General features: G+C 59.5%; 17 protein-coding genes and 1 pseudogene. 10 read left to right on the top strand and 8 right to left on the bottom strand.

Going from position 1 to position 21,386, the window contains the following annotated elements; all coding sequences use genetic code 11:
- Nucleotides 1-24: 24 nt before the first annotated feature.
- Complete coding sequence (gene icd, locus E0L37_RS04960; protein WP_133490693.1) at nt 25-1,287, bottom strand: NADP-dependent isocitrate dehydrogenase; 1,263 nt, start codon at nt 1,285-1,287, stop codon at nt 25-27.
- A gap of 109 nt (nt 1,288-1,396) precedes the next feature.
- Here icd and E0L37_RS04955 point away from each other — a divergent pair, with 109 nt between their 5' ends.
- From E0L37_RS04955 to E0L37_RS04920, 8 genes are all read left to right on the top strand, one after another.
- Nucleotides 1,397-2,020, top strand: coding sequence for a pseudouridine synthase (locus E0L37_RS04955; RefSeq protein WP_133490692.1), 624 nt, complete (start codon nt 1,397-1,399; stop codon nt 2,018-2,020).
- Nucleotides 2,021-2,078: 58 nt separating this feature from the next.
- Nucleotides 2,079-2,546: an NUDIX hydrolase gene (locus E0L37_RS04950; RefSeq protein WP_133490691.1), complete on the top strand. Its 468-nt coding sequence runs from the start codon at nt 2,079-2,081 to the stop codon at nt 2,544-2,546.
- Nucleotides 2,547-2,571: 25 nt separating this feature from the next.
- The gene (mnmA, locus tag E0L37_RS04945) at nt 2,572-3,690 is read left to right on the top strand and encodes a tRNA 2-thiouridine(34) synthase MnmA (protein ID WP_133490690.1); all 1,119 of its coding nucleotides are present in this window, start codon (nt 2,572-2,574) and stop codon (nt 3,688-3,690) included.
- The gene (gene hflD / locus E0L37_RS04940) at nt 3,687-4,331 is read left to right on the top strand and encodes a high frequency lysogenization protein HflD (RefSeq protein ID WP_133490689.1); all 645 of its coding nucleotides are present in this window, start codon (nt 3,687-3,689) and stop codon (nt 4,329-4,331) included. Before mnmA ends, hflD begins: the two co-directional genes overlap by 4 nt.
- Nucleotides 4,332-4,474: 143 nt before the next feature.
- Nucleotides 4,475-5,842 (top strand): adenylosuccinate lyase, encoded by a 1,368-nt coding sequence (gene purB / locus E0L37_RS04935; RefSeq protein WP_133490688.1) that lies wholly within the window; start codon nt 4,475-4,477, stop codon nt 5,840-5,842.
- Between the two features lie 2 nt (nt 5,843-5,844).
- The gene (locus tag E0L37_RS04930) at nt 5,845-6,972 is read left to right on the top strand and encodes a JmjC domain-containing protein (RefSeq protein ID WP_133490687.1); all 1,128 of its coding nucleotides are present in this window, start codon (nt 5,845-5,847) and stop codon (nt 6,970-6,972) included.
- An 11-nt stretch (nt 6,973-6,983) separates the two neighbouring features.
- Complete coding sequence (locus tag E0L37_RS04925) at nt 6,984-7,409, top strand: GNAT family N-acetyltransferase (protein WP_133490686.1); 426 nt, start codon at nt 6,984-6,986, stop codon at nt 7,407-7,409.
- Between the two features lie 45 nt (nt 7,410-7,454).
- Nucleotides 7,455-8,816, top strand: coding sequence for a TrpB-like pyridoxal phosphate-dependent enzyme (locus E0L37_RS04920; protein ID WP_133490685.1), 1,362 nt, complete (start codon nt 7,455-7,457; stop codon nt 8,814-8,816).
- A gap of 45 nt (nt 8,817-8,861) precedes the next feature.
- Here E0L37_RS04920 and E0L37_RS04915 read toward each other — a convergent pair whose 3' ends face one another.
- Both E0L37_RS04915 and E0L37_RS04910 read right to left on the bottom strand, forming a co-directional pair.
- Nucleotides 8,862-10,256, bottom strand: coding sequence for an MFS transporter (locus E0L37_RS04915; RefSeq protein WP_133490684.1), 1,395 nt, complete (start codon nt 10,254-10,256; stop codon nt 8,862-8,864).
- A 45-nt stretch (nt 10,257-10,301) separates the two neighbouring features.
- On the bottom strand, nt 10,302-10,970 hold the full coding sequence (locus E0L37_RS04910; RefSeq protein WP_166643007.1) for a tRNA (guanosine(46)-N(7))-methyltransferase TrmB: 669 nt from the start codon (nt 10,968-10,970) through the stop codon (nt 10,302-10,304).
- A gap of 172 nt (nt 10,971-11,142) precedes the next feature.
- Between E0L37_RS04910 and E0L37_RS04905 the strand changes: the two genes are divergently transcribed.
- Together E0L37_RS04905 and E0L37_RS04900 are read left to right on the top strand one after the other, a co-directional pair.
- On the top strand, nt 11,143-11,868 hold the full coding sequence (locus tag E0L37_RS04905) for a hypothetical protein (protein WP_133490683.1): 726 nt from the start codon (nt 11,143-11,145) through the stop codon (nt 11,866-11,868).
- A gap of 19 nt (nt 11,869-11,887) precedes the next feature.
- A complete protein-coding gene (locus tag E0L37_RS04900; protein ID WP_133490682.1) occupies nt 11,888-12,892 on the top strand; it encodes an aldo/keto reductase in 1,005 nt (334 codons plus the stop codon).
- Between the two features lie 54 nt (nt 12,893-12,946).
- Here E0L37_RS04900 and E0L37_RS04895 read toward each other — a convergent pair whose 3' ends face one another.
- From E0L37_RS04895 to E0L37_RS04880, 5 genes and pseudogenes are all read right to left on the bottom strand, one after another.
- A complete protein-coding gene (locus tag E0L37_RS04895) occupies nt 12,947-13,603 on the bottom strand; it encodes a DUF2167 domain-containing protein (RefSeq protein ID WP_205655582.1) in 657 nt (218 codons plus the stop codon).
- A 12-nt stretch (nt 13,604-13,615) separates the two neighbouring features.
- On the bottom strand, nt 13,616-13,843 hold the full coding sequence (locus E0L37_RS21665; protein WP_205655581.1) for a hypothetical protein: 228 nt from the start codon (nt 13,841-13,843) through the stop codon (nt 13,616-13,618).
- A 309-nt stretch (nt 13,844-14,152) separates the two neighbouring features.
- The gene (locus E0L37_RS04890; protein ID WP_133490681.1) at nt 14,153-14,449 is read right to left on the bottom strand and encodes a hypothetical protein; all 297 of its coding nucleotides are present in this window, start codon (nt 14,447-14,449) and stop codon (nt 14,153-14,155) included.
- On the bottom strand, nt 14,436-21,041 hold the full coding sequence (locus E0L37_RS04885) for an FG-GAP-like repeat-containing protein (RefSeq protein WP_133490680.1): 6,606 nt from the start codon (nt 21,039-21,041) through the stop codon (nt 14,436-14,438). The genes E0L37_RS04890 and E0L37_RS04885 overlap by 14 nt, the downstream gene beginning before the upstream one ends.
- A 68-nt stretch (nt 21,042-21,109) precedes the next feature.
- Nucleotides 21,110-21,386 (bottom strand): annotated as a pseudogene (locus tag E0L37_RS04880) (IS4 family transposase); the annotation flags it as partial.

The following is a 21,386-nucleotide window of genomic DNA, read 5'->3' as shown; positions in this document are numbered from 1 at the left end:
GCGCTTCACCGGAGAGGGCTGGAATCAGCGCCCCATGTGTTCGATCACGGCATCGCCGAATTCGGAACACTTCAACAGCGTGGCATCAGGCATCAGACGCTCGAAATCGTAGGTCACGGTCTTGGCGGCAATCGCCCCTTCCATGCCATTGATCACCAGATCGGCGGCGTCTTCCCAGCCCAGATGGCGCAGCATCATCTCGGCGGACAGGATCAGTGAACCCGGGTTCACCTTGTCCTGGCCGGCGTACTTCGGCGCGGTACCGTGCGTGGCCTCGAACAGAGCCACGGAGCCACCGATGTTGGCGCCCGGAGCGATACCGATACCGCCCACTTCCGCCGCCAGAGCGTCGGAAATGTAGTCACCGTTCAGGTTCAGCGTGGCGATCACGCTGTACTCCGCCGGACGCATCAGGATCTGCTGCAGGAACGCATCCGCGATCACGTCCTTGATGACGATCTCTTTACCGGTACGCGGGTTCTTCATCACCATCCACGGGCCACCGTCAAGCAGCTCGGCGTTGAAGCGGTCCCGGGCCAATTCGTAACCCCAATCCTTAAAGGCCCCCTCGGTGTACTTCATGATGTTGCCTTTGTGCACCAGGGTGACGGAATCCTTGTCATTATCGATGGCGTACTGGATCGCCTTGCGGACCAGACGCTGGGTGCCCTCGCGGGACACCGGTTTGATGCCGATACCGCAGCCTTCCGGGAAACGGATCTGGGTAACGCCCATTTCCTCGCGCAGGAAGCGAATCAGCTTGGTGGCTTCGGGACCATCCGCGGCCCACTCGATGCCGGCATAGATGTCTTCGGAGTTTTCACGGAAGATCACCATGTCGGTCAGTTCGGGGTGGCGTACCGGGCTGGGTACCCCTTCGAACCATCGTACCGGGCGCATACAGGTATAAAGGTCGAGCTCCTGGCGCAGGGCCACGTTCAGAGAACGGATCCCACCGCCCACCGGAGTGGTCAACGGTCCTTTGATACCTACGGTGAATTCCCGCATGGCTTCCAGGGTCTCTTCCGGCAGCCAGACATCCGGCCCGTAAACCCGGGTGGCCTTTTCACCGGCATAGATTTCCATCCAGGTGATGCCACGCTTGGCGCCATAGGCTTTTTCCACCGCGGCGTTAACCACTTTTATCATCACCGGCGAGATATCAACGCCGATGCCGTCCCCTTCGATATACGGAATGATCGGGTGGTTGGGGACATTCAGGGATAGGTCCGCATTAACGGTGATTTTGTCACCGTCTGCCGGAACCACGATCTTTTGGTATCCCATCTACACTACTCCCTCTGAGAATAACCGTGGAATTCGGTTGCCGGGCGAGTATACCATCGAGTGGATAACCTTGCTTGGCCTTCATGGGCCCGAACCGACGATTTTCCCAATGGCCCGGCTTATTTTGTTTAACAAACCCTTTCAGATGTTGTCCCAGTTCACCGACACTCGTGGGCGCCGGACCCTCAAGGAAGCACTTCCGATGGACGGCGTCTATCCGGCCGGCCGCCTGGACTGGGACTCCGAAGGATTACTGCTGCTCACCGATGACGGCGGCCTCCAGGCTCGCATTGCCAGTCCGCGTTTCCACCTGCCGAAGACCTATCTGGTACAGGTGGAAGGCGCGCCCGGTGAAGACGATCTGGAGCCGTTGCGCCAGGGCATCACGCTCAAGGATGGCCCCTGCCGGCCGGCGCGGGTCCGGCGCATCGACGAACCGCGGCTCTGGCCGCGCCAGCCGCCGGTGCGCACGCGGCTCACGGTACCCGACCGCTGGCTGGAACTCACCATAGACGAAGGTCGCAACCGCCAGGTGCGGCGCATGACCGCGGCGATCGGCTTCCCCACGCTACGGTTGGTACGCTGGCGGATCGGTGACTGGAGCCTGGGTGGCCTGGCCCCCGGCCAGTGGCGGGAGGAAACCGTGCATCTGCCGAAGGCGCCGGCGCGGGGCGGGCCATCCCGGCGCCGTTCTCCTCCACGTCAGCGGCGCGGGAAAGCGCGCCGGTCGTGACGAGCCCCCCGGCGTTGCGCTACCATCTGGCGCCCGCCATGCCTGGAACCGCCATTCTATGAACAGCTTCGAACCGCACATTACGGTAGCCACCGTGGTGGAGCAAGACGGACGCCTGTTGTTCGTGCGAGAACACCAGGACGGAGAGCTGGTGCTCAATCAGCCCGCCGGCCATGTGGAATTCGGCGAGGACCTGATGCAGGCCGCCTACCGAGAAACCCTGGAAGAGACGGCCTGGCAAGTGGAAGTGACCGACCTGCTCGGGTGGTACATTTTTCAGCCGTTCAAGGGTGCCGGCGTATACTATCGGGCCTGTTTCGTCGCCCGTCCGCTGAAACACGATCCGCGCCAGAAACTGGATCGCGGCATCGAGGAAGCGGTCTGGCTGACGCCCCGGGAACTGTCCTCCCGGCAGGCGGAGCACCGCAGCCCGCTGGTGGCGCGCTGCGTCTCCGATTACCTGAGCGGCCGGCGCCTGCCGCTGGACACCATTTATCAGCATCCCTGGCCTTTGCAGCAGGGCTGAATCCATCACTACACAGTTGGTCGCCATGTCGGAACTGCGTTCTCCTTCCACCCTTGCCCCCGAATCCACCCGCGTCATCGTCGGTATGTCCGGGGGGGTCGATTCCTCGGTTGCCGCCGCCCGTTTGCTGGAGGCGGGCTATCAGGTGGAAGGCCTGTTCATGAAGAACTGGAACGAGGACGACGGCACCGAGTATTGCACCGCCCGCGAGGATCTGCTCGACGCCATGCAGGTGGCGGGCGTACTGGGAATGGAGCTGCATACGGTGAATTTCGCCGGTGAATACTGGGACCGGGTGTTCGAACACTTCCTCGAGGAATACCGGGCCGGCCGCACTCCCAACCCGGACATTCTCTGTAACAAGGAGATCAAGTTCCGCGCTTTCCTGGATCACGCCGTGGCACTGGGCGCCGACGCCATCGCCACCGGCCACTACGCCCGCATCGAGCATGGGCCCGGGCCCGCCCGATTGCTGCGCGCGGTGGATACCAATAAGGACCAGACCTACTTTCTGCATGCGGTGGGCGGCGACAAATTCGCCCGCACCCTGTTCCCGCTCGGCGATCTGCACAAGCCGGAAGTTCGGCGTCTGGCCGCGGAAAAAGGCTTCGACAATCACAAGAAAAAAGACTCCACCGGCATTTGCTTCATCGGCGAGCGCCGCTTCAAGGACTTCCTGGAAACCTACCTTCCGGCCCAGCCCGGCGTCATCGAGGACGACCACGGCAAGGTGATCGGCCGGCACGACGGACTCATGTACTACACTCTCGGTCAGCGCCAGGGGCTTGGCATCGGCGGCCGCGCCGATGGCAATGAAGAACCCTGGTACGTGGCCGGCAAGGACCTGACACGCAACGTGCTGATCGCGGTGCAGGGCCATGACCATCCGCTGTTGTTCAGCCGCGAGCTGACCAGCGCGCCGGTGGACTGGGTGGCGATGGCGCCCCCCACCCTTCCGGCGCGGCTTACCGCCAAAACCCGCTATCGCCAGCCCGACCAGGCCTGTACCGTGGAGAGCGCCGGCGAAGGCCGTGTGCGGGTGGTGTTCGATCAGCCGCAACGGGCGGTCACCCCGGGTCAGTCGGTGGTGTTTTACGACGGTGACGCCTGCCTCGGCGGCGCCGTGATCGAGGAGACACGATGACCGAGCAATCCCTGTCCCCGCAGCAACAGCAGATGCTGGCGCTCGGCGCGGTATTCGAGTGCGCGGTGATGGCCGACCAGATCGCCACCCGTGGCGACGCCGATCCGGCGGTACTGGAGTCACTGTTCGAATCGGTGTTGGTAATGGACGCCACCGACTTCGACACCATTTACCCACGCCCGGCCCGTTTCCAGGATGGCCTGCGTCTGTTGCGCAAGAGCCTCAATCGGGAACAGAGCCGGGACGCCGCCCGCCCTCTCAGCTATGGATTGGCGCTGCTGCATCTGTCTTCAAAATTACGCAAGAATGACGACGTGGTGAACATTCTTCGCAACCGGCTGTTGGCCCTGGAAGGTCAGCGCGCTCATTTCGAGGATCTTACCCAGCCCGGCTTCTGCCACCGGTTGGCGGGTATCTACCTGGATACGCTGGGCACATTCCGGTTCCGCATCCGGGTCCAGGGCGACCCCGCCAAACTGCAGGATGAGGACAACGCGGCCCGCATCCGCGCCCTGTTCCTGGCCGGTGTGCGAGCCGCCTTTCTGTGGCATCAGATGGGCGGCCGGCGCTGGCGCCTTCTGTTTCAACGAAAGGTTCACCTCGACACTTTAAATAGCATAAAAATCAACGAGATAAGTTAGTTTTATAAAGCAGAACATTAAGGTGGATCGCGGCTCGCAAGCCGCGATCCATCCGTCCTTCGACCTTCGTCATAACCCACGCGGCGCCACCCGATTTGCTGTATCATAGCGCCGCTTTCGGTTTTCCTGTCTAGGAGTGCTTCATGTCCAGCCTTACTCACCTTCGTGCCATTTCTCCAGTGGACGGCCGCTACGCCGGCAAAGCGGATGCCCTACGCGACATCACCACCGAATACGGTCTGATTCGCTACCGGGTTCATGTGGAAGTCAGCTGGCTGGAACAGCTTGCCCACGAGAAGGCGATTCCGGAGGTCCCCCTGATGAGCGGCAAGGCCGCCTGGCACCTGCGGGGCATCACCCGAGAATTCGAGGAAAAGCACGCCGAGCGCATCAAGGACATCGAGGCCACCACCAACCATGACGTCAAGGCCGTGGAGTACTTCATCAAGGAGTGCATGGCCGAGCACGAAGAGCTGGACAAAATGACCGAGTTCGTGCACTTCGCCTGCACCAGCGAGGACATCAACAACCTGTCCTACGCGCTGATGCTCAAGGAAGCACGTGACGCCCTGCTGCCGAAACTGGATCAGGTGACCAACGCCATCCGCAAGCTGGCCCACGCCAACGCCGACCGGCCGATGCTGTCGCGCACTCATGGCCAGTCCGCCTCCCCCACCACCGTGGGCAAGGAGATGGCCAACGTGGTGGCGCGCCTCCAGCGTCAACGTGAGCAATTCGCGGCGGTACCGGTGCTCGGAAAGATCAATGGCGCGGTGGGCAACTACAACGCCCATCTGGCGGCCTACCCGGAAGTGGACTGGGAAACCTTCGCCCGCCGTTTCGTCGAGGGTCTGGGACTGACCTTCAACCCCTTTACCACACAGATCGAACCGCACGACTGGATCGCCGAATACTTCCACGCCCTGATGCGCTTCAACACCATCCTGCTGGACTTCGACCGCGACGTCTGGGGTTACATCTCGCTCGGTTACTTCAAACAGAGAACCGTGGAAGGCGAAGTGGGTTCCTCCACCATGCCGCACAAGGTCAACCCGATCGACTTCGAGAACTCCGAAGGCAACCTGGGCCTGGCCAACGCGATGATGGATCACCTCGCCGCCAAACTGCCGATCTCCCGCTGGCAGCGCGATCTCACCGACTCCACCGTGCTGCGCAATGTCGGCGTGGGTCTGGCCCACAGCCTGATCGCCTATGAAGCCAGTCTCAAAGGCATCGGCAAACTGGAAGTGAACCCGACCCGTCTGGAAGAGGATCTGGAGCACGCCTGGGAAGTACTGGCCGAGCCCATTCAGACGGTAATGCGCCGCTACGGCATCGAGCAGCCCTACGAGAAACTCAAGGCCCTGACCCGTGGCAAGGCCATCACCGAGGAGGCACTGATCGCCTTCATCGACACCCTGGCGATCCCCGAGGAAGCCAAGGCGCGGCTCAAGGACATGACCCCTGCCACCTACGTGGGCAGCGCCGGCCAGCAGGCACGGGCAGTCTGATCTTGGCCACCGAGCTGCCCCGCTTCACGCTGCCACTGCCGGCGGAGACCTTTCTCGAGCGGCACTGGCAGCGGCGCACCCTGTTCATGCCCGCCGCCGCCCGCGGCCTGGACTACCCCGACGCCGATACCCTGGCCGGGCTGGCCCTGGAAGCGGAAGTGGAATCCCGACTGATCCGGGGCGCCGGCGACGGCCCCTGGTCGTTGCAGCAGGGACCGCTGGAAGAGGATGCGTTCGAGGGCCTGGGCGAACGGGACTGGACCCTGCTGGTGCAGTCCGTGGATCATTTTCTGACGCCGGTGAGCCTGCTGCTGGATGATTTCGGCTTCGTGCCGGGCTGGCGTCTGGAAGACATCATGATCAGCTACGCCGCCGAGGGCGGCAGCGTCGGCCCCCATTTCGATCAGTACGACGTGTTTCTGATCCAGGCCAGCGGCCATCGCCATTGGAAAATCGGACCGCATTGTGACGACGCCGCGCCGCAGCGCACTGATACGCCGCTGAAGATGCTGGCGCACATGCCCTGCGAACAGGAGTTCCATGCCGGCCCTGGCGATGTGCTGTATCTGCCGCCGGGCGTCGCCCACCATGGCGTCGCCAGCGACAGCGATTGCGTCACCTGGTCGGTGGGGTTCCGGGCTCCGGATTACCGGGACCTGCTGGCGGAAATGGTGGCCGAATGTCTGGCCAACCAGCCCGAGCAGCTTTACGGCGACGCCGGGCGTGCGCCCTGCACGGATCCGGGACGACTCGAACAGAACGATCTGGAGCGTCTGCTGTCTGCTTCCCTGGGGCTGCTGGACCGCGCTCAGGCCGCCCGGGCGGTGGCCCGCTGGCTCAGCACGCCTCGTCAGAACGGTCTTGATTTTGTTGTGGACGAAGAGCAGATTCGCGCCGGCGCGCCAGACGCCGCGCTGGTGCGGCACGGCGGCGTACGCCTGCTTCGCCAGGGCGATCAGGCCTGGCTGAACGGCGAATGCTGGACACTGGATGCGGAGCAAACCGCCCTGGTGGACCTGCTGGCCAGTCAGCGCCGCTATCGAGAGGACCAGTTGCAGCCGCTGCTGGACGGGTCCGCCCGCGAGCTGCTCAATCATTGGATCGATCAGGGCTTCTTTGCCCCGCTTTAACCGAGAACACCATGGCCTTTAGCATTATCGAAACCACCTGGGATGAACACGAGCCGGCACTGCGCCAGCTACGCGAAACCATCTTCATCGGCGAGCAGAATGTGCCGGAAGAACTGGAGTGGGACGGCGAGGATCCCGGTGCTTGTCATTTTCTCGCCTGCGACCAGCAGAACCAGCCGGTGGGCTGTATCCGCCTGCAGAACAGCGGCCAGATCAGCCGCCTGTGCGTACTCTCGAATTACCGCAACAGCGGTATCGGCAGAGCCCTTCTGGTGGCCGCCGAGGAAGCGGCGCGGGCACGTGGCATGCAGGAGATATTCCTCAATGCCCAGACCCATGCCACCAGCTTCTATGAAGCGGCCGGCTTCGCCAGTTCCGGCGGCATTTTCATGGATGCCCATATTCCGCACCGGCAGATGTTCAAGCTGTTGAAGTAGCCCGTCGCGCCACCACGAAACAAGAATCAGAAAAGAGAGCCTTTCATGTCCGACACCACCCAATACTTCCTGGAGCAATCCCGCCTGCCGAAACAGTGGTACAACATCATGGCGGATTTCCCGGAGCCCATGGCGCCGGTACTGCACCCCGGCACGCACCAGCCGGTGGCGCCCTCCGATCTGGCTCCCCTGTTCCCGGAAACCCTGATTGCCCAGGAAATGACCACCGAGCGCCATGTGGAAATTCCGGCGCCGGTGCTGGACGTCTACAAGATGTGGCGGCCCAGCCCGCTGATCCGCGCCCGGCGGCTGGAGCAGGCTCTGGACACCCCGGCCAGGATCTATTTCAAATACGAGGGCGTGAGCCCGGCTGGCTCACACAAGCCGAACACCGCCGTGGCCCAGGCCTATTACAATGCGGAGGCTGGCACCCGCCGCCTGACCACCGAAACCGGCGCCGGCCAGTGGGGCTCGTCCCTGGCGTTCGCCGGCAGCCTGTTCGGGCTCGAGGTGCAAGTATTCCAGGTCAAGGTGTCCTACCAGCAAAAGCCCTATCGCCAAGCGCTGATGCGCACCTATGGCGCCGAGTGCATCCCCTCCCCGTCCAATCTCACCAACGCCGGCCGCGCCATCCTGGCGGAGAACCCCGACCATCCGGGCAGCCTCGGCATCGCCATCAGCGAGGCGGTGGAACTGGCGGCCCAGGCCGACGACACCAAGTATGCCCTCGGTTCCGTGCTCAACCATGTGATGCTGCATCAAAGCATCATCGGCCAGGAAGCCCTGCTGCAGATGGAAATGGCCGGCGACGATCCGGACATACTGATCGGCTGCACCGGCGGCGGCTCCAACTTCGCCGGTCTGGTGTTTCCGTTCCTCGGCCAGCAACTGCGTGGTGGCCGCGGTCGCCGCATCCTGGCGGTGGAGCCGGCGGCCTGCCCGACCCTGACTCAGGGCCGGTTCGCCTACGACTTCGGCGACACCGCCCACCTGACACCGCTGACCAAGATGCACACCCTCGGCTCCAGCTTCACCCCGCCGGGCTTCCACGCCGGCGGCCTGCGTTACCACGGCATGGGCCCGCAGGTTTCCCACGCGTTGCAACTGGGGCTGATCGAAGCCCGCGCGTACGCCCAGACCGGCTGCTTCGAGGCGGCGGTGCAATTCGCCCGCCACGAAGGCATCGTGCCGGCGCCAGAGTGCTCCCACGCGGTCAAGGCCGCCATCGACGAAGCGTTGCGCTGCAAGGAAGAAGGCCAGGGACAAACCATCCTGTTCAACCTGTCCGGCCACGGTCATTTCGACATGCAGGCCTACATCGATTTCTTCGATGGCAAACTGGAAGACCGCGAGTACGACGCCGCCGCCGCGGAAGTGGCGCTGGCGCAGTTGCCTCAGCTCGGTTGAGGCCCGTGACGGCAACACGCGGAATCGCGGCTTGTGCGCCGCGATTCAATCCGCCGACCGGGTAAACCGCCACGCGCACCACACCGCTAACAGCGCCATCGGCAGCACCGCCATGAACACCACCGGAGCTGCCCGCTCGGCGCTTTCCGGCGACAGACCTTCCGCCACACCGGCCAAATTGGCCGCCAACCCCGCCAGCACCGCGCCCACGGCACCACCCACCTGGCGCACCGCGATCAATGCCGAAGAGCCAATGGTCCGGTCTCCTTCCGCCAGCGCCCGCAGCAAGCGCCGGTTCATCAGACTGGAGCCCCAACCCAGGCCCAGACCGCAGATTGCCGCGCCCATCAATACCCAGAGCACCGGCGACGTCATAACGGCGGCCAGCAACAACACCCCGAGTAAAACCGTCAACGCGCCGATGCGAATCCAGCGGCGCTCGCCCTCCTGATCCGCCCCGGAAACCGCCAGCGCGGCCAGCGTCCAGGCCATCGCCTGCACCGCCACCACATAGCCAGCCCGTAACGGCGACAACCCCTGTAGCGCTTGCAGAATCGGTGGGCCATAGATGAGCAATGCCATGGACGCCGCGGTTACCGCGAACAGCGTGGCGTAACCGGCCCCCACCGTCCGTTGCAACCGCCAGGCACCACCCGGCAGCAGACGGTTTGTCGCGCACTGATCGACCTCACGCAAGCGAAACAGCATCAGCCCCGCCACCCCCATCAGCCCCAGCACTACCAGCCAATGGCTGGCGAGACTGGCGAGCGTCAGCGCCGCCACACCCGCCGCCAGCAACCCCAGTTGCACCCAGGGCACCCGGACAGTGCGTTCCGCCGGAGCCGCGCCACGAAACAACCGCAAGGCGGCAAAGACGAACAGCACGGCCTGAGCCGAGAACAGCCAGAACACACCGCGCCACCCGCCAGACTCGGCAAACACACCACCCAGCAAAGGGCCAAGCACAGTGGCGAGCGCCCAGATCGCGGTGGCCGAGGCGAACACCCGGGCCAGATGCCGTTCCGGGAAGAACTGTGCCACCGCCACCATGGCGAAACCGGAAATCCAGCCGCCGCCAACCCCCTGCACCAGCCGCCCCAGCAGAAAAGTGTAAATATCCGGGGCCAATGCCGAGATCAGGCATCCCGCCGTCAGCACGGCGCCTGCACAAGCGCAGGCGCGGGCCAGACCAAAGCGCTCAGCCAGCCGCCCGGCGCTGGCCACCGCCACGATGGTCCCCACCATGAAACCGGCCACCGCCCAACTGAAATAAGCGTAGCCCCCCAGAGAGGCCGCCACCGTCGGCATGATGGTGGCGGTGACCAGACTCTCCACCGCGCCCACCCACACTCCCAGCCAGATCAACAGCAAACGGGGCAGCCTTCCGCCGGATAACAGATCGCTCCAGGTATCGGATTCAGGGGTTTCCAGGTAAGACATGCGGGGCTCCCTGCCGAAGGCTCAGAATGCCAGAGCGGCACCCACTCAGCGCAAAGTCGCGGTCAGCCGCCAGAGCTCGTGGCCGCTGAGGCGATACTTTTCCTCGAAGTCGGTCAACGCCGCCTCATCTTCCGGCAGCGGTTGCAAGGACGCCTCGACTCCGGCCAACGCTAACGCCGCCGCCAACTCCTGCAGATACAGGCGCCAGTTACTACGTGCTTCCAACTCACCTCCCAGGGCAAGCAGATGCGGAAATACCGGGTGACCATGCCAGCGGCGCTTCAGGTGAGCGCTTTTCGGCCAGGGGTTGGGATACAGCAGATAATGGCGCCGCAACCGCCAGCCGGCGTCCTCCGCCAGCCGCCAGAACCCGGCGCAGTCACAACGCACCAAACGCAGGTTTTCCGGCAGCGCCTCGCCAAAACGCCGCTCGCCCCGCCGCAGCCGATGATCGGACTGGTCCAGTCCGAGTACCTTCGCCTCCGGGAAACGGCGGGCCAGCGCCACCGAGGAACGGCCGGTACCACAACCGGAATCCAGGATCAGCGGCCTCGCATCCTCGCCGAGCCATTGCCGCGCCTGATCAAACGCCCGGCGGTCATGCTCCGCCAGCGGCGCCCGCCAGGGCTGCGACAAATGGCGGCGCACGGTGGCCTCCAGGCGCTCGTGCAGGCCGGTTTGGTTGGAAACCACGGGGGAACTGTTGGCGAACATGAAATTATTGTGATCCGCATGAAGTTGGGATGGCGGCCATTTGCTATTCTTTCGGCAAGCCGGGCGAAGGCCCCATTATGCGTTTTTAAAGCCTGCTTTTCCTCCTGATGACGAATTTATCGGGGCATCGGCAAGGCATCGATAGCAAGCCCATCATGACCAGGAGGCCGCCATGAACACCGTCATCCGTACCCTGGCCCTGCTCGGCCTGATTCTGACCGGCCCGGCACTGGCCCAAATGTCCATCCATGTGGTCCAGCGGGCCGACGCTGAAGCTCTGGTGCCGGTCATCGAACCGCTGCTGCCGGAAGGCGGCTCCGTCAACGCCTACCAAGGCCGGCTGGTGATCCGCACCAGTCAGGAGAATTTTGATCAAATCCTCAATGCCCTGGGCGACATGCCCGCCGCGCCACGCACGGTATCAGTGATGTTGCGGCGCCGCCAGAACAGCGAAGGCGACGACCGCGTATTGAAAGTCGAAGGTGGCCGAGTCACCGTGAACGGCGGCCGGCACCAGCAACAACGCGAGGATCAATATCGGATCAACACTCTGTCGGGGCATCCGGCCAGTGTTGGTCAGGGTACCCTGATCGCCCTTGCCGGCAGCCAGTTGCCCGCTTTATTGAGCCTGAAACAAGGGATCGATATTCTGCCTCTGCTCACCGCCGACAATCAGGTGCGCCTGCGCATCAGCCAGCGCTTCGAACAATTGAGCCATGGCACCGTCGCGGACACCCAGAGCACCGCCACCACCCTGCAAGTGCCCCTGGGCCAGTGGACGCCCTTGGGAAACATAGAAGTGCGCGAACAAACCCGGAGCCAGGGCTTGGGCGGCGTGGAGCAACACGGCAGCACCGTCACCCTGCCGCTGGAAATCAAAGTCGATCTGGTCCAATGACCAACCCACGGGAGCGGCAATGGAAACCACCACACTGGCCAACAGCGGCCTGACCTGCAGCCGTATCGCCCTGGGCACCCGGACCATGGGCACCGGAGCGCGGGACAGCGCCGCAGCGGGCGCGGGATGGGATCGCCATAACGCTCTGCAGGCCATCCTGGAGGCGGTGGAAAACGGCATTACCACCATCGACACCGCTCCCCTGTACGGCTTCGGAGAATCCGAAGCGCTGGTGGGCGAAGCGCTGCACCGTGGCCGCCTGCGACAGCATGTGGCGCTGTCCACCCAGGCCGGACTGGATTGGCGCGACGGCATCCCGTTCCGTGACGCCCGGCCGCAACGGCTGTTCGAGGAAGTGCACGCCAGCCTGCGGCGCCTGCGCACCGATGTCATCGACCTGTATCAAGTGCACTGGCCGGATCTGGCCTGCCCGCTGGAAGACACCGCCGGGGCCATGGCCACACTAAAGCGCCAGGGCAAGATCCGCGCCGTCGGCGTCAGCAACGTCACCGGCCAGCAGCTGCGCGCCTTCCACGCCCTCTGTCCGCTCACTGCGGTTCAGGTACCCTACAATCTGTTCGAACGGGGTATTGAAGAGGATCTGCTGCCCACCGCCCGGGAGCTGGGCATCAGCGTGCTGGGTTACAGTGCTCTGTGCCGTGGCCTGCTGTCCGGCAAGATGCGTCCGCACACCCGTTTCAACGGCGACGACCTGCGCAACCACGACCCCAAATTCCAGTCGCCCCACTACGCCCAGTATCTGAAGGCCGTGGAGGCGCTCAATGCGCTTGCCCGTGACAATGGCCTCAGCGGCGTGCTGCCTCTGGCGGTACGCTGGCTGCTGGACCAGCCCGGCGTCGATCTGGCCCTCTGGGGCGTGCGTCGCCCGGAACAGATCCTGCCCATGCTGGAGTTGGACGGCTGGCATCTGGATGACGCTTTGAACGCGGAGATCGAGCGTATTCTGGCTGACGCCACCACCGACCCGGTGGGGCCGGAGTTCATGGCGCCGGCGGGGCGGTAAGTAGGCAGGCTCCCGACGCGTTGTGCTGCCTGAGCTCTAACTGCCATTAGAAGCTCACGTCTTGCGGCGTTTGAACAGTCTGCCAAGCATCGCGCCCGCGCCAACCACGATCAGCACGCCGAATTTCTTCAGGAATACCAGCGCCGCGGCGAGAAATCCCGTTTTAGTAATTACCTTTCCGGCGACCAGTGCACCAATACCGTAGGCCGCCATCTGATCAATACCCGGATCAAAATCCTTGTAGCAATAACCTTTATTGAATTCTGCCAAAGCCAGGACCGTATCCAGCTGTGAGTCTATGATCTGCTTTTGATCCATGCCGGCAATGAAGTTCAGGATCAGCACGCCTTTGCGTCCCAGAACCCGAATGTTGTAGTTCAAGGTGTTGACGTCCTGACCCCCGAATTTGATTTCCTTTGCCCAATGCAGTTTATGCGACTCTTTATCGTAGAACGGCTTTGATGCCCAGCCGACGAGCTCCATGGACTCGTACCCTTCTTCGACACGTTGCCGGCTGTACTCCGAGGTCCCTTCCTTCATCTGCGACAACAGTGCGTCATAATCGATGGTGTCGGCATCCTCATCGGACACGTACCCCTCTTCCTCATATTCAATAGTCACGCCCCAGGCGTCTTCATCAAAGGGGGCGGCATTGGATGGGAAGAGCATTCCCAATACCGCTTCAGCGGTATCGGGGGGATTGCCCCACACTTCGACCAGAACCTATTCCGAGTCTTGCGGATTCAAATAATAGAAGCTGTCAGGAACGGTTAGTTCGGCAACACCATTAGGCAAACTGACCCCGCCCTGCTGACGGTCGAGCGAGTCCCATATTCGCCGCATCTCCGCCACATACCGCTCCTCTTCGGGAGTCAGTTGCGATTCTTCCGCGAAGCCCAAGTTCGCTGAAAAAAGCGCCAGACACACAACCAGTACTTTTATGTACTTCACAACATCCCCCACTGATATCTTCATATATGCTATGAGCCACATAATTTTATTTGACAAGGCATGCGATGGGCTTTGCTAACCCGGATCTCCAATGGGCAAACCCAAAGCTCACAATCCACTTACTTGGAGAAGAATCCCAGCTTCGCTGGCCCTCTACGCCTCGCCACCTCTATTTCCATTATCTTTATCGTGAAAAAACACCCCCAAAAATATTAAAAATAAAGACCAAGGAGATAACCCACCCCCCTTTCCTCTTAAATAGAAAGATCCATTCATTAATAGAGAAAAAAGGAACGACTTCCCATCATCTCAACCAACCACCTTCATAACACTGAGCATCACTAGATAAATAAGCACACTACCGTAAAGAACCATATAGAAAAGTCTTTCAGTGCGGTTTTCATTACTATAGGACACCATGCGTCCAAATGCTGAAACCACATCCATCTTTAAAAGGAAGGCCGCAACCTGATAGCATGAAAATGCGACCAAAACACTCTTCCCCAAAAGAGGGGGCCACGCTTCAAAAGAATAGATCTCCACTCCAAGAACAAGAAAAAAACAAATGACAAAGAAGATGGAAATCACTTTCTTACTGACGATCATCCAGCGCCCTCTCATAGAAAATAGATGATGCCGCCCCCATGAATTCACCTACGGCGGCGCCTGTCATCTTACCTAGCCCGAATGGAAGAACAGAATAAATGCTCCACCCGCTTTCCCTAATATCATAAACCGAATATATATCAACTGCGAATGAGAGAGGCCTAGATATAGGAGAAACGAGAGAAGTCACTGTTCTCATGTAATTCTTCGTCCTCGCATCAAGGGCATCAACGTAACTTGCATTCAATGGGTGATCTTCCGGAAAATTAGCCCCTTCCATACTGCATTGCAATGACGCGCACTCATAAAAATAAGCAGGATATAACTCCCCGCCCACCTCTTTCATAACAACTTTCATTCCCGCTGGGGGTTTCTTATCTTTTGAAAGCTCATTCGCCAGATATCCCATAGCGCCAGTCACCGCCCCAACAGCAAATTTGCCTCCACTTATCTCCGACATCGTCCCACTGATTAGCCCCGCAACCAACACACCGCCGGCTCTGTGGTTCAGCCCGTTGGATTTCAGGCCATCGCGAATACTGCTCCCCAAGGCCCCTTCGGTAAAGCCACCTATAAAACCGGACCAAACGCCTCTCCCCCCCTCTTTACTCATTGCCGCATAATAGGCCCCACGCCCACCATGCGCTAAGCCTCTTTTAGCCCACCCCCAGTCCTTCTGCATACCAATACTCTTCGCCATGTCGGCACTTACAAAGGCTATCCCGCCCGAATAGACACCGGCAAACAAGGCCTCCCCAACGGACGCACCGCTACCATAAGCCATGCTACTGGCAACAACGCCCTGATATCCCCCTATGCAGGCCGGAGCGAGAGGCCCTGTGCCCGCGCACGCCGCCATGCCTGCAACACTGAGAATTTCACCAGCAAATTTATTACGTGCTGCGAAGCGGGCAAGCTCGCGCCCTCCTTCTCTATGGGCGAACACAGGAAATGCATGTTGCGGATTAATGACCAGCGCCGCTGCCCACCCCAACCGTTTACTGACAGAACGACGCAGCTTCTTCCACGCTTTGCTCAACCACGAGTACCCAGACGGGTCGGTGTAATTCAATGGGCTGTTCAGAGCGTACGCGTAGCGATTGTAGCTCTCGACGTTACCCAACCCCTTGACGATTGGATCCGCGCTAAGAAAGCGGCCTAGGGTGGGGTCATAGATGCGCCCGCCCATATGCACCAGCCCAATTTCATCCAGCATATTGTGGCCGGAGAAGCCCTTACCGCTGGTTTTTTCCAGACGGTTCAGGTTGAACCATTGGCTATCCGTCAACGATGCCAGACTTGCCGGGGAGCGAGGGCGGCCCCAAGGATCATAACGGTAACGTTCCAGCACCTGACCCAGATTATCGGCGATCACCTCTGTCGAACCCACTGCATCCGTAATCAGGTAACGTTCCTCCGGATCGTTGGGGCTGCCATTGGTAAAGCTAAGGATTACACCACCTGGAAGGCTAAAGCGCTCTTTTTCAGTGGTGATCCCGTTCTCGGTAACGGCAACATACTCATACTGCCCAAGATTGACCTGAGAGGTCGTCTTGTTTCCGGCGGTGACCGTCATTCGTAGCAGCTCACGCCCCGCGCCATAGTCAAATTGCGCCTGCGCCGATGCCGTAGCCACACTCAGGGGCTTATTAAAACCGGAATAGGTAATTCGCTTGCCACCACCGGAGATCATGTTACCGGCATGATCGTAGCAGTAGGTGCCGCTTCTTATACCCTCGGTTCGAGTGACGGCATGAGGACCGGGAGTGAAAGTTTGCTCATCATAGCTACAGGCTTCCCCGTAGTGATAGCTACCAACGCCTGAATGATGGGTGATATTGCCCGTCAGGTCGTACTCAAAAGTCGTCTCCATCAGGGGATCACCGAATGCGGATCGCGATACATTCTCCTTTACCAATCTGTCATGTTGATCGTACAGATAGTTGGTACCGGAGTAGCCTATGGATTCCAGGTACTCTGATAAATCCATCCCCGGCGGCACCGTCCCGGAAACAGGCACCGAATCCATAATTGTGGACGTCGTCATACGCCCCTTGGCATCGTAACCATAGACTCTCTGATACACACGAGTATCCCCGTAAACCGGGGTAACGGACTTGCTTGATAAGAGGCCATCAGAGACGCGATAACCCCGGCTCTCCCGCATCATGCCGCCAGCGAGCAGACGCTGTGTGACCTGCCCTCGTATATCCTGTCCGGTTACCCGCCAATAGTAATAGTCGGGCTCCTCGGGGTTGCCGATTTCTTTGAGATAGCCCAGATTGTTGTAACGGTATTCCACCGTCACCTTGGGGCTGCCCCCCTGCGGGGTGTGCCGATGAGGCAACACCTCTTCAGTGAGTTGCCCTGTAATACCGTCGAAACGCTGCTCACTGATATAGGTGGTACCGTCCAACTGGACTGTGGTTTTGATTGGCCGGCCCAGCCCGTCATAATCCACGGATTCACTGTGACCGGCACCATGTTGCACGAAAGACAGCCGCCCCAGGCCTTTAGAGGGGTCATCGTAGGTCCATTGGGTGGTGGCACTCTGGCCAGCACATTGGTTGCGAGCCGCGCCAGTTGCGGCCTGCCAATCCAGCGAGGATCGGTAATCGTCCACTCGCCGGATCATCCGCCCCAAGGCATCGTAGGCCATACAAACCCGAATACCATTGCCATTTTCCTGCAGAACCGGGGCACCATCCCCGTTATAGGCATAGCGCCATAGCCCCATGTTGGGGTCATCACTGGCTATTTTGCGGCCCAGAGTATCGTATTCGGTGGTGAGTTCCGTCTGATCGGGCAAGACCGTTCGGGTCAGATTCCCTGCTGCATCGTAGTGGAATCGTAGAGTCCGATTACCTGTATCCGTGGTCTGGCGAGTCTGGCCCAAGACATCTTCAGTGACACTGCTAGTTTGGGGAGCGACACCGCTCAATGTCTGGACGGTGGTAAGCCCCTGATACTGGGTGGAGACTTTCAGTCCCGTAGGTGCCGTCTCCAACAGAGGGCGGCCCATGACGTCCCGGCTGTTGACGGTATGCCAGGACGGGGATTGCCCGGCTTGGTAGGGTTCTGATTCTCGGATCACCTGGGCGTTCTCATCATATTCAGTACGAACACTAATCATCTGCCCGGAAAAACCCTGGGTGCGAGTCTCAATGGTTCGGCCGAAAAGATCCTTATATTCGTAGGTTCGTGGCGAAATAGCGGCGCCATTGATGTCCGCGGTCCAGCTTTCACCATAGTAAGTAGCATGAACGGGACAGGCGCTATCGCAGCTTTTAATACGGGTTTCTTGACGCTGCCCGCCCGGCCCGGTCTCGGTCAGCAAGCGCCCGATAGGGTCATATTCCCACGTCGTCGTTAAGCCATTGGGTCCAGTTTGGCTGGTTTTCCAGCCGGTGACGGCGTCATAATCATAGGTCACGGCATGCCCGAGCGCGTTTTCCACGCTGGTGAGGAAGCGCCCTTGGGGGTCATAAGAATAGTGGGTAACACGGGGAGCGATGCCCGGAGCAGTGAGGGTTTCCGTTTCCTTGAGGCCAAAGCCGTTGTAGGTGTATTCGACGGCACGTCGATATTCAGGCTGATCTGGCTCAATGATTTCGGTCTTGAGCATCCCTTTGTGTATTCCAGAGGGGTAATACTCCCACGCCGAGGTACGTGTTATCGCCGGGACAGAAGCACCCTGGTAAGTGGCGGTAGTGGTGGCCGTGGACCGGGTCTGCCGCCCCAGTATCCAGTCGGTTTCGTTATTATCGAAGGTGCTGGTGGTAGTCTGAACAAAGCGCTGCCCGGTTCCCGTGGTGGTCGCCACCTGTTTTTCCAGGTCACCATAATTATTATAGCTATGAGAGGTTTGCACACTACGTATCAGCGCACCCGAGAGTTCCCTCTCACTGGCGATACTGGACTTCAGGCGAATGGCATAGCGAAGACTAATTCCGGCGTTTCCGTTCCACGCACTCACCGCTCCTGGCACAAGCTGGAACCCCACCCCTTGATAGATTGCCGTTTCCCAATTGTATTGGGTACTTTGCACTACCTTGAATGAACCGCCTACTTTATAGCTGGTTTGCTCCTTTCTGAGCTGGCTGCCCCTATGGGTATAGCCATCCTGTTCATACCAGGTTTCGTGGCGTTTATTACCATTCTCGGAATCCACACGAATGTAGCGGAACCCCATACCACCGAGCTCATCGGAGTAGTAACCATAGTCCTCGTAGTAATAGGCTTGCTCGCTAGTGCCCCCCACGCCATCGGACGTGTACAGGTGTGAGACCACACGCATGGCGGCATTAACGGTCAGCAGATTGTCTCTTTGCACCGCCGAAGCAGATGTCAGTGCCAACGGTGTGGCGGCGGGTACGGGGAAAGCCCCATAGCCAAAAGCAGAAGTATCATTGGTATCGGCATAGCGTACTTTATATTCTAGCCCCATACCGTTGGTCACACCGGTCAAATAATCCGGAACTTTGGGGTTACCTCCATTCCAGCAGCGAACCTCGTCTTTCCCCATGGCACATAGCCGGGGGATTCCATCTCCCTCCACATCCGCCCAGGCATGACCTCTCAACTCAGAGGGCGCCTGATTCAGCGATAGCGACACCACTTCGCTGGTGAAGGCGCCATTTCGAGACAGCTGGCACTTGAGAACCGCATGGTCCTGGACACACCAATCGGTATAACCATCCTGGTTGATATCCGCAAAGCTCAATCCGTATGGATAGATAACCTCAACTTCAAGAGTGTTATAATCCATTATAATTTCAACATTTACGGAGAGTTTGGGAGAGACAACATCCGTTACCCACCCCTTCCCGTTATTAATCAAACATCTTGATCGATAATTCTTCTTGTCTCCACTTTCATCCCAGTAGAAGCGACAGTAATCTGGGTAACCATTCCCATTAAAATCAATAAACTCGGATCTGAAAGTCGCATCATCGGGTTGCCAATAGCCCCCATTACGTTTCGACCTCAAGAAGGAAGCTGAGATAGACCACTGAGGTGTTGCGACAGCCAAAACACCTGCATTGTTTTTGTAGCATTGGGCTTTTCCACCCGAAAACCAACAGTACTCAGGCAGGCCATCGTTATTCATGTCGATCCAGCCACCTTCAACTGCGGAGACTTTTACCTGCCCAGAGATCCACTGTGCATAGCTCAGCGAATTTGTTCCCTTGTTGTAATTTCCCTTCGCACACCGTATATATTTATTGCTGCTCACATGATATGCATAGCAATAGTCAGCCACTCCATCCCCGTCCACATCTTGCAGAGATCTTTGAGCCACATATCGAGCGGAGACTGGCCTGACAATATTGCTGGTCCACTTCTCCGAGAAACTTTTCCCTGCGTTATTCCTGTAACATCTTACCGAGTCGGAGTTCCCATTTGGCTTACTGAAACAAAAATCCAGATAGCCATCGCCATCTATATCCAACCACTCTGGGTCAAGATTCCAAATTCCCTGAGCCGGGTTTGGAGCGTAGGTACTCGTTTGCGTGGACAAGATATCTCCACTCAGGATATCTACAGAGCCTGAGAAACCACCCACTCCGTCCGAATAATGACAAACCACTCGATTAAACGGCGCCATGGGCATGCCTGTGAACGGATCAGGAATTGATTGGGAATCTACTCGACAGAAATCGGACCTACCATTCCCGTTGATATCAATCCACCATCGCCATGGTGTCTTCCGGTCGCTTTCGACGAAACTTTTCTCTTTTGACGAGCCAAACCCCTGTCTTGCCCCATCCTCCCAAACCAATCTGGTTGGGGAAAGACATTGCCCTCCCTGGCCGCACTCCTGAAATTCCATAAGTTGGGCCCGTTTGGTTTCGGAACTTATTCGATAACTCAAATTCCAGGATCGAACGGTCTGCCCCGACACTTTGCTCAGGACCGTTTTCAATCTGTAAGCTGACAAATATGCCTTGCCAAAAATGGCCGACTGTGAGGCGTAACTGTCGGCTACGTACTGAAGCTCAACTCTGTGGGAGGCGGCGCCATGCCCCAACGTATAGAGCAAAAGCGAGGGGAAAGCAGCACCAGAACCCGCCACATAACGAATCTCATACCCCTGCCCCAGCCGGTCTTCCACTTTTTCCAATGCCCAGCGGGCAACCTGGTTATTGACAATCGGACCACCAATAATTCGAGTAGCGGCACTGGCGCCATATCGATAGATATCCCCATCTTTGTGATACACAGCAAACGTGCCCTGATGGTATGCCGTTCCGCTACCACGCTGATACACCACTTTGGTGCCGGACTCTGCTTCCGTGCGGTATACGGAGCCGTTACCCCAATATGTTCCCGAGACCAGTATTAGCCGTTGCCCATCCAAACATGCCAAGTCAGCGGTAGTGCCCGCCACTCCAGCGGAAATACCATCCCGCAGCAGCGTCCGTCGCATCGGACAACGCTCGATCGCGGAGAGTCCGGAGATATGAAACCCCATGCCAGCATGGCCGTAGCCGGAGTCACTGGAATAATCCAGGGAGAATGAAGGGTTGATACCACCAGGTCCGTCTGGCAGTTGGATCGGGATGGAATAACGCAGTTGCCCTTGCACCACGTCCAGAGCACCCGGAGAGGCCCCAACCAGTTGACCAGTCAGGTTTTGAGTACTGGCGCGAATGGTACTTACTTAACGCTCGCCTTCTTTCCGCCCGAGGCCGTTTTATTCCATGGGCGTTGCTTCGGTGGATGCCCATGCTGACGTATCCAAGCCTGCGCCTCATGCCGGGGACGGGTTAACAGCGGAAGCGGCTTCGGTCGTCGCTTGACTGCTCTGGGTTCAATACGTCCTGGTCGATTCCCCACACGCTGCTGGCCGATCAGACGAAAGAGTTCCGTTAAATCGTCACTGGTATGGCAAGCGAGCCGTTGTTGGTACCAAGCCTGCCAGCATTGCAGCGCG

The organism is Alcanivorax sp. 24 (assembly GCF_004360225.1).
GTDB classification, from domain to species: domain Bacteria; phylum Pseudomonadota; class Gammaproteobacteria; order Pseudomonadales; family Alcanivoracaceae; genus Alloalcanivorax; species Alloalcanivorax xiamenensis.
Note: the sequence above shows the minus strand (reverse complement) of the source record. Positions and strands in the feature narration are given on the sequence as shown.